This window comes from uncultured Pseudacidovorax sp. (genome assembly GCF_913773995.1).
GTDB lineage: Bacteria > Pseudomonadota > Gammaproteobacteria > Burkholderiales > Burkholderiaceae_C > Xenophilus.
This window is the reverse complement of record NZ_CAJYES010000207.1, coordinates 1-11291: the sequence shown is the minus strand read 5'-3', so window position 1 is coordinate 11291 and position 11291 is coordinate 1. Positions and strand designations below refer to the sequence as shown.

Here is an 11291-nt window from a genome sequence, read left to right as displayed (position 1 = left end):
CCGGTGTCGCCGCGGCTTCTTCGCCAGGCGATCCAGGCGCAGGTGGCGGCGCGCGCCGCGCCTGCGCGTGCGTTGTAGGCCATCGGTTATAGCGCCGGCCTTTGCGGGCGCCGGCATCCACCGCCCCTAGTCCCTCTGCCTTATCGCCCTGCGACGAGGCGCTTCGTACAGTGGGCTGCTGCTTGTTTCCGGCCCTCCATGCCTGCCTGTCCCTCCCTTTTCCAGCGCCTGCGTACCGCCGCCCTGGGCCTGGCCCTGCTTGCCGGCCTGGGGTCGGCGCAGGCGGCCGGCTGGACGGTGCTGCTGGCCGACGACGCGCCCGGCCATGCCGAATTCGCCCGCGAACTGCGCGTGGCCCAGCCCTCGGCCGAACTGCTGCGCCTGCCGATGGGAGCCACGGCCGACCCGGCCGAGGCCGAGGACGAGCGCACCGCCGCCAATGCCGGCGTGCGCACCCGCAGCCTGCGGCCCACCGCCATGCCCGAGCGGCTGACCGTGGCCGTGGGCGCGGCGGCCGCCCGTGCGGCGCTGGAGCGCGGCGGCAGCGAGCCGCTGCTGCTGGCCATGCTCAGCCGGCTGGACTACGAGGGCCTGCGCCCGCTGCCCGCCCTGCGCGTGCCGGGCCGGCGCATCGGCGTGCTGCTGCGCGAGCCCTCCTTCGCCGACCAGCTGGCCCTGATCGACGCGCTGCTGCCCGGCCGCCGCCGGCTGGGGCTGGTGGCCACCGCCGAATCCGAACCCATGCTGCGCGAGCTGCAGCGCGCCGCGGCCGTCGGCGACTGGTCGCTGCAGGTCGAGCAGGCGCCCGACGCCCTGTCGCTGGCCGGCGCCCTGCGCGCCGTGATGCCGCGCAGCGAGGCCCTGCTGGTGCTGCCCGACGCCATCGGCAGCAGCCAGGCCGCCACGCTCGCCGTGCTGCATGCCGGGGCGAGTGCGGGCGTGCCCGTCTTCGGGAGCAACGAGGGCATCGTGCGCTCCGGTGCGCTGGCGGCGGCCGTCTCCACGCCCGCCCAGCTGGCGCGGCAGGCCCAGGCCCTGGGCCGGCGGCTGGCGGCGGCCGGCGGTGCCACGCCCGTGCCCGTGGTCGAAAGCGCCTCGCCCGCGGTGGCGCGGGTCAATCCCAACGTGGCGCGCAGCCTTGGACTCGTGCTGCCCAGCGAGCAGTCGCTGACCGAGCGACTGGCCGGGCAGAGATGAACCTGTGGGCCCTGGGCGGCAGCGATTCGCGGCCGGCTGCCTCCGTGTCCGGCCGGCTGCTCGTGGTGCGCGGCAGTCTGCAGCGCGATCTGGTGCGGCTGGGGCTGCTGCCCTGCGCGGTGGTGGCGCTGCTGCTCACCGGCTGGCTGACCCACAGCCGGCTCGCGATGCTCGACGACGTGTTCGCGGCCGAGGGGCGGGCCATCGCCCGGCAGGTGGCGGCCATGTCCGACCTCAGCCTCTACGCCGGCGACGTGGCGGCGCTGCAGAGCGTGGCGCAGGCCGCGCTGCGCGGCGGGCAGGCCAGTCGCGTGGAGATCAGCAACGGCGCTGGCATCCATGTGGTGGCCGCCGGTGCCGATGCCATCCATCCCGACAGCCTGCGCAGCTTCACCGCGCCCGTGCTGCTGCGCGAGGCCTCGCGCACCATGGCCTTCGCGCCGCCGGGCGTCACCGCGGCGGGCGATCAGGCCATCGGCAACGTGGTGGCTCTGCGCGACACCACGCAGCTGCGCCGCGCCCGCATCCAGTCGCTGCTGACCGGCATCGGCATCGGCTTGCTGGCGCTGAGCGGCGCCTGGCTGGCCGTGCGACACATGGCGCGCGACATCGCCCGGCCGCTGCGCCGCCTCACGCACACCGTGGCGGCGCTGCAGGCCGGCCAGTTCGATGCCCGTTGCGCCATCGCCGGGCGCTCGCCGCGCCGCGGCGGCCCCATGCACGAATTCGCCACCCTGGCCGACGACGTCAACCGCATGGCCGAGCAACTGCAGCGCCACAAGCAGGCCAGCGACGAGCGGGTGCGCGAGGCCACGGCCGTGGCGCTGGAGCGCATGACCGAGGCCGAGCAGGCGGCGCTGTCGCGCTCGCGCTTCCTGGCCGCCGCCAGCCACGACCTGCGCCAGCCGCTGCATGCCATGGGCCTGTTCATCGACGGCCTGCTCACCGGCGCGGCCGACGCGCAGCGGCCCGCCCTGCTGCGGCTGCAGGAAAGCACGGCCTTCATGAGCCTGCTGCTGGACGACCTGCTCGAGATCTCGCGCCTGGATGCGCGGGTGCTCACGCCCGAGGTGGTCGACCTGCCGCTGGCGCCGCTGTTCGACGCGCTGGCCGCGCAGCACGCGGCCCATGCGGCGGCGTCCCGCGTGCGCCTGGTGTGGCGGGCCCGCGGCCTGGCCGTGCGCAGCGACGGCGGCATGCTCCAGCGGGTGATCGGCAACCTGGTGGCCAACGCCATCCGCCATTCGCCTCCGGGCGGCACCGTGCTGGTCGCAGCGCGCCGGCGCGGAGGCGACCGGGTGCGAATCGAGGTGCGCGACCGGGGCGTGGGCATCGCGCCCATCCACCAGCAGCGCATCTTCGAGGAGTTCTACCAGGTGGCCAATGTGGAGCGCGACCGGCGTCAGGGCTTCGGCCTGGGGCTGGCCATCTGCGCCCGGCTGGCGATGCTGCTGGGCAGCCGCATCGGCCTGAATTCGGCGCTGGGCTGCGGCAGCACCTTCTCGCTGGCGCTGCCGCAGGCGCAGGCGGCCCCCCGCGCCGCGCCCCTGCCGGCCGCTTCGGTGCTGCCGGCGGAGCCGTCCCTGGCCGGCCTGCGCTGCCTGATGGTGGACGACGACGCGCACATCCGCATCGCCACCGCCGAGCTGCTGGCCCAGTGGGGCTGCGAGGCGGTGTGCCTGGCCAGCGCGCGTGACGCCGTCGCCTGCCTCGGCGCGCCGGGCGAGCGCTTCGACCTGGTGCTGTGCGACCTGCAGTTGGCCGAGGGCGAGGACGGGCTGGACGTGCTGGCCGCCGCGCGCCGGCTGCAGCCCGATGCGTTGGCGGTGGTCATCTCGGGCGCCACGGGGCCCCAGGCCCTGCAGCGGCTGCGTGCCGCGGGCGCGACCGTGCTGACCAAGCCCGTGGCGCCCGCCCGGTTGCGCGCCCTGCTGGCGACCTTGAAATGACGCCCCCATCCGACGAGGAGCCCACCGCATGCGCGACCCCAGCGAGCTGAGCAGCATCCGCCCCTTCATCGCCACGCCCTGCCATGGCGCCCAGGTGGGCAGCCTGTATGCGCGCAGCCTGCTCGGGCTGGCCAACCTGGCCTGGCAGCACGGCTTCGCCATGCAGACGCGCCTGCTCGACGGCGACAGCCTGATCACCCGCGCCCGCAACCGGCTGGTGGCCGAGTTCATGGCCGATGCGCGCTGGACGCACCTGTTCTGGATCGACGCCGACATCGGCTTCGAGCCCGAGGCCGCGTTGCGCCTGCTGCTGGCGGGCCGGCCGGTGGTGGCCGGCATCTATCCCTACCGCACCTCGGCCTGGCCGCTGCAGGGGCTGCCGGCCGTGCTGCCTGCAGGCAGCACGCAGGCCGACTTCGATGCGCTCTATGCCCGCTATCCGCTCAACGTCGGCGACACGCCGGTCACCGCCGACGAGGACGGCTTCGTGCCCGTGCTGGACGCGCCCACCGGCTTCATGCTGATCGAGCGCGGCGTCTTCGAGCGCATGGCCGAGGCCATGCCCGAGCTGCGCTACACGCCCGACCCCGGCGACCATGCCAATGCGCACCTGCCGCACCACCGCTTCTTCGACGTCATGGCCGAGCCCGGCGGCGGGCGCTATCTGAGCGAGGACTACGCCTTCTGCCGCCGCTGGCAGCAGCTGGGCGGAACCGTCTGGGCCGACCTGCAGTCGCGGCTGTCGCACCAGGGCCAGCAGGTGCAGGTGGGCGATCTGGGGTGGGCGCTGGCGGCGCGCATGGGGCCGTCGGCACCGGCGCCCGACCCCTGAAGCCCCCGGTCGGTCCGGGGCGTCACGGGCGCCTCCCATAATCGGCCGGATGCCGACCACTCCCGCCGACGACCTGCTTCGCACCCACACCTACGCGGCCATCGAGCCCGGCCCCCGGCTGCTGGTGATGGGCGGCGTGCACGGCGACGAGACGGGCGGCACGGCCGGCATCGAGCGCCTGAAGGCCGAGCTCGACGGCGGCGCGCTGGGCCTGGCGCGGGGCCGGCTCACGCTGGTGCCGGTGGCCAATCCGCTGGCGCGGCGGCTGATGCAGCGCGAGGGCGAGCGCAACCTCAACCGCGCCTTCCGCCCGCGCACCGAGCCGCGCGACTACGAGGACCGGCTCACCAACCTGCTCGCGCCGCTGATCGCACAGCACGAGGTGCTGCTGGACCTGCATTCCTTCGAAAGCCCCGGCGAGGCCTTCGCCATGATCGGCCCGCGCGACAACCCGGGCCCGCTGGAACCCTTCGCCCGTGCCGACGAGGAAGGCCGCCTGGCGCTGCACATCGGCACGCCCACCATCGTGGAAGGCTGGCTGGACGTCTATGCCGCGGCCATCGCGCGCCGCGCGGGCGGCGTCGCGCCGTCCGAGGACGAGATCGACTACGGCCGCGGCACCAACGAGTACATCCGCAACTGCGGCGGCTACGGCGTGACGCTGGAATGCGGCCAGCATCGCGACCCGAGGGCGCCCGAGGTGGCCTGGCAGGCCATCCGCCGCACGCTCGCGCTGCTGGGCATGGCGCCGCTGCCCGAGGGCCTGGCCGCGCATCCGCCGGCACGGCCGCGCCTGCTGCGGCTGCGCGATGTGACCGACCGGCTGCACGAGGGCGATGTCTTCGCGCGCGAGTGGGCCACCTTCGACGCCGTGAAGGCGGGCGAGCTCATCGGCCATCGCCATGACGGCAGCGAGGTGCGGGCCACGGCGGATGGCCACATCGTGTTCCCGAATCCCGTCGCGCGGGTAGGCACCGAGTGGTTCTACTTCGCCACGCCCAGCGAGCGCCTGCTGGGCTGAGGAGCGCGGGCCGGCCCGCTGCCTGCTCGCTCCGCGGAGCGCGTGGACTGCAGGCGCGGGAGGGGCCTGCGAGCGTTCAGGCCGCCGGCCGCAGCCGCGTCACCAGCGTCTGCAGCGCATGCCGCACCGTCGCGGCGCGCACGGCGGCGCGGTCGCCGGTGAAGAGGCGCCGCTCGGTCCAGCACAGCCCGTCCAGCGACCAGCCGAACCACACGGTGCCGACCGGCTTCTCGGCCGAGCCGCCGCCCGGCCCGGCCACGCCGGTGACGGCCACCGCCGCCTGTGCGAGCGAGTGCGCGAGGGCGCCTTCGGCCATGGCCCGCGCCACCGGCTCGCTCACGGCGCCGTGGGCGGCGATGACATCGGCCGGCACGCCCAGCATCTGCGTCTTGGCCTCGTTGGAATAGGTGACGAAGCCGCGCTCGAACCAGGTGCTGGAGCCGGCCAGGTCGGTGCAGGCGCCGGCGATCAGGCCGCCGGTGCAGCTTTCGGCGGTGGCCAGCATGCGGCCGCTGGCGCCCAGCAGTTCGGCCAGCTGGCGCACCAGCGTGGGCAGCTCGGGCGCCTCGTCGGCGGCGGGCGGGACGGGGGCGATGATCATCGTCCTAGGCCTCGAATCGGATGCGAAGGAGCCGGCCCGTTCACCACCACAGCGCGCGCGCCAGCGCGATCACCAGCAGCGTGCAGAAGGCGGCCACCAGGTCGTCCAGCAGGATGCCCAGGCCCGACAGGGCCCAGCGCGGCGCCGTCGGATCGTGGGGGATGAGCCGGTCGGCCCAGCCCACCGGGCCGGGCTTGGCGGCATCGAACAGGCGGAAGAGCAGGAAGGCCACGATCTGCGCCAGCAGCCCGGCCGGCAGCACCAGCCACAGCACGAGCCAGATGGCCGCGATCTCGTCCCAGACCACGGCGCCCGGATCGGGCACGCGCAGATTGCGCGCCGCCACGGTGCAGGCCCACCAGCCGACGGGCCAAGCGGCCAGCGTCATGACGCCGAGGGCGAAGGGGGAAAGCACATGCGACAGCACGATGAACACCGCCCAGCCCCACAGCGTGCCGGCCGTGCCCGGCGCCACGCGCGAAAGGCCCGCGCCGAAGCCGAGGGCGATGGCATGGGCCGGATGGGCACGCAGGAAGGCCCAGGTGGGCCGCACGGGCGGCAAGGGCAACGCGCCGGCAGGGGCCGCGGAGAAGGCGGGTGCCTCGGAGGGAGAGGACGGAGCAGCGGACATGAGCCGCCGATGGTAGACGGGGACACCCCCGGACGGGTGCCCGGACGGCGGCCCGTTCAGCCCGCCGCCACCGTCTGCACGCTGCGCCCGGCCAGTTGCGCCAGCAGGGCCGCCGGATCGGCCGGCAGCCGGTCGCCGCGCCAGGCCACATGCTGGTCGGTGCGCACCAGCAGCAGCGCATGGGCGTAGGCCGCGGGCAGCGGGCCGGCGGCCACCGGGTCCACCACCGTGAGCGGCATGTCCAGCGCCTTGGCCGCGGCCTGCAGCGGCGCCACGTCCACCGCCGGGTCCAGCCGCAGCAGCGTGTAGCCATGGCCCAGCAGGTCGTAGACCGAACCGCCGTCCGCCAGCCAGAAGTGCGGCGCGCGGCAGCCGGGCACCGTCGAGGGCGTGAAGTCGCCCATCGAATAGGCGGGTGGCTGGGCGCCGTCGTCCACGATCAGCGGCGAGCCGGCGTAGAAGTAGCCGAAGTTCAGGCCCGCGCAGCAGAACTGCTGCACGTTCAGGTCGTAGGCCTCGCGGCCCACGCGCGCGCGCTCGGCGTCGGCCTCGGGGCCCTGGGCTTCGATGTTGGGCGGCACGGCACCGCGGGCGCGGATCATCTTCTGCGCATGGTCCATCGCGAAGTGCGACACCTGCTCGGTGATGGGCTGGCGCTCGGCCTGGTAGGCGTCGAGGATGGCCTCGCCGCCCCAGCCATGCAGCCGGGCCGACAGCAGCCAGGCCAGGTTGACGGCATCGGCGATGCCCGCGTTCATGCCGTAGCCGGCATAGGGCACCCACAGGTGCGCCGCGTCGCCGGCGATGAACACGCGGCCGGCGCGCAACCGGTCGGCCACCAGGCGGCGGCCCACCCAGTCCTCGCGGCTGATGACCTCGTAGTGGAAGTCGGGGCCCACGCCGAGGATGGCGCGGATCGACCAGTCCCGGTCCACGGCGTCGAAATCGGCCTCGTGCGGGTGCAGGTGGTTGTGCACCAGCCAGTCCTGCTGCCCGTCGATGGCGAAGACGGTGCCGCAGCGCTCGGGGTTGACGGCATAGCAGCACCAGGCGTCCTTGTCCGTCAGCAGGGCCTTGAGGCCCGGCGCGCGGATGAAGGTGGACTGCACGCGCTGGATCACCGGCGTGCCTTCCAGCTTGGCGCCCATGGCCTTGCGCACGCCGGAGCTGCCGCCGTCGCAGCCCACCAGGTAGCGGGCCCGGAGCGGGCGCGTGGCGCCGCTGTCCAGGTCGAGCAGCGTGGCGGTCACGCCATCCTCGTCCTGCACGAACTCGGCCACCTGGGTGCGGTTGAAGAGCTGCACGCCGGGCTGCGCCGCCGCGTGGTCGAGCAGGATCGGCTCCAGGTAGATCTGGTTGATGCGGTGCGGCGGCTCGGGCGTGGGCCACCAGCCGTCGGGGCCCGTGGTGTCGGTGTAGCGCGTGCGGCGACCGGGGATGGGGATGCGGGTGAGCTCGGTGCCGGTCATGCGGGTGCGGAACACCACGTCATTCGGATAGTCGGGCGGCAGGCCCGCATCGCGCAGGCGCGCGGCCACGCCCAGGCGGCGCAGCTGCTCCATGGTGCGGGCCGACACATGGTTGCACTTGACGCTGGGCGGCTCGCCATAGCGGCGCAGCTCGGGCACGGCCACGCGGTGGCCGCGCTGCGCCAGGTCGGTCGCCAGCGTCAGGCCGACGGGACCGCCGCCGACGATGAGCACGTCGGCGTCGAAGGGGGCGGAGGATGGGGAAGAGGTCATGGTCTGGGTTCGGTCAATCAAGCTTGATTTGCGCCGTGCGGATCACCTGGCCCCACTTGCGCGTCTCGCTCTGGATGTAGCGCTCGAAGGCCTGCGGCGTGTCCGGTGCGGGCTCCACACCCTGGGCGCGCATGGCGGCCTGGTTCTGCGGATCGCGCAGCGCAAGGTTGAACGCCTCGTTGAGCTGCGTGACGATGGCCGTGGGCGTGGCGGCCGGTGCGACCACGCCGAACCAGCCGGTGGCGTCGTAGCCGGGCAGGCCGGCCTCGGCCAGCGTGGGCACGTCGGGCAGCGAGGGCAGGCGCTGCGGACTGGTGACGCCGAAGGCGACCAGCTTGCCGGCACGGATCTGCTGCAGCGCGGCCGGCAGGTCGACCATGGCCAGCGGCACCTGGCCCGCGATGGCGTCGATGGCCGCCGGGCCCGAGCCGCGGTAGGGCACGCCCACCACCTTGGCCTCGGCCATCTGCTCGAACAGGGCCGTGGCCAGGTGCATGGCGGTGCCGTTGCCGCCGTGGCCCACCGACAGCCCCCCCGGCTTGCTGCGGGCCAGCGCGATCAGCTCGCGCAGGTTGCGCGCCGGCACCGACGGGTGGCCGACCAGCACGAACGGAATGGCCGCCAGCATGCCCACGGGCTTCGAGTCCTTTAGCGGGTCGAAGGGCATCTGCGCATACAGGCTGGAATTGGCCGACAGCGCACCGGCCGCGCCCACGCCCAGCGTGTAGCCGTCGGCCGGCGCCTTGGCCACCAGCGTGAGTCCGACATTGCCGCCGGCGCCGGGCCGGTTGTCCACCACCATCTGCTGGCCCAGCTTCTCGTTGAGGCGGGGCGTGAGCAGGCGCACCACCGCATCGGTGCTGCCGCCGGGCGGAAAGGTGACGACCAGGCGGATGGGCTTGTCGGGCCAGTTGCCCTGCGCACGGGCGGCCAGCGGCGCGGCCATCAACGCGGCGAATGAGGCCAGGCTCGCGCGCCGGGTGAGCCCGCCGGCATGTTCTGTCGTCATCGGTCTGTCTCCTGTTTTTGTCGAGGCCGCATTGAAGCGCGTCAACATTCATTCGTAAATCGAGAAATTCGAATGAAAATTTCAGGTCATCTGATGAATCATTCCTTCACGCCCACCATCCGCCAGCTGCGCGCCTTCGTCGCCGTCTACCAGTCGCGCCGGCTGGGCACGGCGGCGCAGCGGCTCTTCGTCACCCAGTCGGCGGTGAGCATGCTGCTGCGGCAGCTGGAGCAGGGGCTGGACACGCGCCTGTTCGACCGCACCACGCGCTCGCTGCAACCCACCGCCGCCGCCACCGACATGCTGCCCACGGCCGAGCGCATCCTGCGTGACGTCGATGCGCTGGCCGGTGGCTTTCGCGACCTGGCCACGCTGGAGCGCGGACGCGTCGCGGTCGCCATCACGCCCACGCTGGCGGGCTTTCTGCTGCCCGAGGCGGTGCGGCGCTTCGGCGAATCGCATCCGGGCGTGCGGGTGGTGGTGGACGACTGCGCGCCCGACCAGTTCGTGGCCCGGGTGCTGGGCGAGCATGTGGACTTCGGCCTGGGCACGCCCGAGCGCCCCGGCGCCGACATCGAGGCCGCGCCGCTGCTGCGCGACCACCTGGCCTTCGTCTGCCGCCGCGACCATCCACTGGCCGGCCGCCGAAGCATCCGCTGGACCGACCTGGCGGGCCATCCGGTCATCACCTCGCGCGGCGGCTACGGTGTGCGGCAGACGGTGGATGTGACGGCCGCCCGTGCCGGCGTGGCGCTGGAGGTGGCGAGCGAGGTGAGCTTTCTCTCCACGGCGCTGTGGATGACGGCCAGCGGGCTGGGACCGTCGGTGATGCCCTCGGCCTTTGCGCGGGCGCGTGGCGATGCCGAGCTGGCGGTGATCCCGCTCTCGGCGCCACGGGTGTCGCGCGACATCTCGGTGGTCACGCGGCGCGGGCGCTCGCTGTCGGCGGCCAGCCGCAGCTTCATCGAGGTGCTGCGGGCGGCCTTGGGCTGACCTGTTCGGCCGTCAGTCCAGATACGACCGCACCTTCACCGGAAGCACCGGCGCCGTCCACCGGTAGTCGTCCGCGAGCACGTCGCGCCCGGCGATCTGTCCCTTCCACTGCAATGCCAGCAGGTCCGCGAGGGTCCAGCCCAGCCAGTCGGCACGGAAGGGCCGCTGCGCCACCGGGGGCGCATCGGCCGGCAGCTGGTTGCGCCACACGATGGCCGGAATGCGGTAGCCCGAGGCCGTGCTCGGGCTGTGGCCCACATGGTCGCTGCCATGGCCCACTTCCTGGCCGTGGTCGGAGACGTAGAACCAGGCCCGGTACTCGGCCAGACGGCCCACCGTGCGCGTGAGCTGCAGCGTCTCGGCCACCACGAAGTCGTGATACAGCAGGGCGTTGTCGTAGTCCTGGCGAAAGCGCCGCACCCATGCCGGGCGGCCCTGGGCGATCAGGCCCGACTCGACCGCGTCCACGGTGTCGTCGAAGGGGTTTTCCTGCGAGCCCGGAAAGCGCAGCCGGTAGTGCGGATGGGCGCCCAGCAGGTGCACGACGATGAGCTTGCGCTCGGCCGGGTCCTCCAGGGCTTCCTGCACGCAGTCGAGCAGTTCGCCATCGAGCGAGGCGCTGGCGCGGCCCGGCACGCGGTTGACGATCTCCACCTCGTCGGCCAGCCGCGCATGCTGCTGCTCGATGGCCACGTCGTCGTGGTTGCTCATCCACCAGACCTTGTAGCCGGCGGCGCGCGCCAGCGGCAGCAGGTGCTGCGCGTCGGCGGCCGTGGGCTGGCCGAATCGCATCATGTTGGCCATGGCCGGCAGCGTGCTCGCGTCCACCGACCAGGCATGGCGCAGCACCGTCATCTGCTGCGGCTCGCGCTGCTGCGCGGCCGCCAGGCGCGGCGTGGTGTTGCGGCCGTAGCCGTAAAGCCCCAGGTTGTCGCGGTTGATGCTGTCGGTGATGACCAGCACCACCGTCGACGGTCCTGCACGCGTCACCTGCGGCGCCGCCGCATGGGCGTGCTGCAGGGCGGCGTCGCGCATGCGCTGCTGGTCGGCCCAGGCGGTGCGCAGGTCGCGTGCATCGTCGGCCCATTGCGTCCAGAAGACCACCGGATGCAGCCGTCGCCAGGGCTTGCTGGCATGGGCCAGCGCGCCGAAGGCGAAGGCCAGCAGCAGCAGGGCGAGCCAGGCCCGGTGCGGTGTGGCTTCGACGGCCGCGCCTGCCGCGCCGCCATCGGTGGCATGACCCGTCGCCTCACCGGCCGTGACCGTGCCGCGCCGCCGTCCGTAGGCCGTCAGGCGCCACACGGCATAGCCCGCGG

The 11291-nt window shown here is 73.7% G+C and carries 10 protein-coding genes; 5 read left to right on the top strand and 5 right to left on the bottom strand.

The features are described 5' to 3' along the window. Nucleotides 1–198: 198 nt before the first annotated feature. The 4 genes from QZ772_RS19480 to QZ772_RS19465 are packed head-to-tail and all read left to right on the top strand — an operon-like array spanning nucleotide 199 to nucleotide 4999. Nucleotides 199–1197, top strand: coding sequence for an ABC transporter substrate binding protein (locus QZ772_RS19480; protein ID WP_295529655.1), 999 nt, complete (start codon nucleotides 199–201; stop codon nucleotides 1195–1197). Next, complete coding sequence (locus tag QZ772_RS19475) at nucleotides 1194–3146, top strand: hybrid sensor histidine kinase/response regulator (protein WP_295529653.1); 1953 nt, start codon at nucleotides 1194–1196, stop codon at nucleotides 3144–3146. Before QZ772_RS19480 ends, QZ772_RS19475 begins: the two co-directional genes overlap by 4 nt. Nucleotides 3147–3174: 28 nt before the next feature. Beyond that, nucleotides 3175–3978 carry a hypothetical protein gene (locus QZ772_RS19470; protein WP_295529651.1) on the top strand — a complete coding sequence of 268 codons (804 nt, stop codon included), beginning with the start codon at nucleotides 3175–3177 and terminating at the stop codon, nucleotides 3976–3978. Nucleotides 3979–4027: 49 nt separating this feature from the next. Beyond that, nucleotides 4028–4999, top strand: coding sequence for a succinylglutamate desuccinylase/aspartoacylase family protein (locus QZ772_RS19465; RefSeq protein WP_295529649.1), 972 nt, complete (start codon nucleotides 4028–4030; stop codon nucleotides 4997–4999). A gap of 76 nt (nucleotides 5000–5075) precedes the next feature. On the opposite strand, the gene QZ772_RS19460 is transcribed toward QZ772_RS19465, so the two are convergent. The 4 genes from QZ772_RS19460 to QZ772_RS19445 are packed head-to-tail and all read right to left on the bottom strand — an operon-like array spanning nucleotide 5076 to nucleotide 8982. After that, nucleotides 5076–5600: a CinA family protein gene (locus QZ772_RS19460; RefSeq protein ID WP_295529648.1), complete on the bottom strand. Its 525-nt coding sequence runs from the start codon at nucleotides 5598–5600 to the stop codon at nucleotides 5076–5078. Between the two features lie 40 nt (nucleotides 5601–5640). Then, the gene (locus QZ772_RS19455; RefSeq protein WP_295529645.1) at nucleotides 5641–6231 is read right to left on the bottom strand and encodes a phosphatidylglycerophosphatase A; all 591 of its coding nucleotides are present in this window, start codon (nucleotides 6229–6231) and stop codon (nucleotides 5641–5643) included. Between the two features lie 56 nt (nucleotides 6232–6287). Further along, entirely contained in the window at nucleotides 6288–7973 is a 1686-nt protein-coding gene (locus tag QZ772_RS19450) for an FAD-dependent oxidoreductase (RefSeq protein ID WP_295529643.1), read from the bottom strand. Between the two features lie 13 nt (nucleotides 7974–7986). Beyond that, on the bottom strand, nucleotides 7987–8982 hold the full coding sequence (locus QZ772_RS19445; protein WP_295529641.1) for a tripartite tricarboxylate transporter substrate binding protein: 996 nt from the start codon (nucleotides 8980–8982) through the stop codon (nucleotides 7987–7989). 93 nt (nucleotides 8983–9075) lie between these two features. Between QZ772_RS19445 and QZ772_RS19440 the strand changes: the two genes are divergently transcribed. After that, nucleotides 9076–9975 carry a LysR family transcriptional regulator gene (locus QZ772_RS19440; protein ID WP_295529639.1) on the top strand — a complete coding sequence of 300 codons (900 nt, stop codon included), beginning with the start codon at nucleotides 9076–9078 and terminating at the stop codon, nucleotides 9973–9975. A 12-nt stretch (nucleotides 9976–9987) separates the two neighbouring features. Here QZ772_RS19440 and QZ772_RS19435 read toward each other — a convergent pair. Then, the coding region (locus QZ772_RS19435) for a phosphoethanolamine transferase (protein WP_295529638.1) at nucleotides 9988–11291 on the bottom strand (1304 nt) is incomplete at its 5' end.

Coding starts and splice junctions, on each gene's coding strand:
- QZ772_RS19480 (WP_295529655.1), top strand. CDS start 199: ATGCCTGCCTGTCCCTCCCTTTTCCAGCGCCTGCGTACCGCCGCCCTG.
- QZ772_RS19475 (WP_295529653.1), top strand. CDS start 1,194: ATGAACCTGTGGGCCCTGGGCGGCAGCGATTCGCGGCCGGCTGCCTCC.
- QZ772_RS19470 (WP_295529651.1), top strand. CDS start 3,175: ATGCGCGACCCCAGCGAGCTGAGCAGCATCCGCCCCTTCATCGCCACG.
- QZ772_RS19465 (WP_295529649.1), top strand. CDS start 4,028: ATGCCGACCACTCCCGCCGACGACCTGCTTCGCACCCACACCTACGCG.
- QZ772_RS19460 (WP_295529648.1), bottom strand. CDS start 5,600: ATGATCATCGCCCCCGTCCCGCCCGCCGCCGACGAGGCGCCCGAGCTG.
- QZ772_RS19455 (WP_295529645.1), bottom strand. CDS start 6,231: ATGTCCGCTGCTCCGTCCTCTCCCTCCGAGGCACCCGCCTTCTCCGCG.
- QZ772_RS19450 (WP_295529643.1), bottom strand. CDS start 7,973: ATGACCTCTTCCCCATCCTCCGCCCCCTTCGACGCCGACGTGCTCATC.
- QZ772_RS19445 (WP_295529641.1), bottom strand. CDS start 8,982: ATGACGACAGAACATGCCGGCGGGCTCACCCGGCGCGCGAGCCTGGCC.
- QZ772_RS19440 (WP_295529639.1), top strand. CDS start 9,076: ATGAATCATTCCTTCACGCCCACCATCCGCCAGCTGCGCGCCTTCGTC.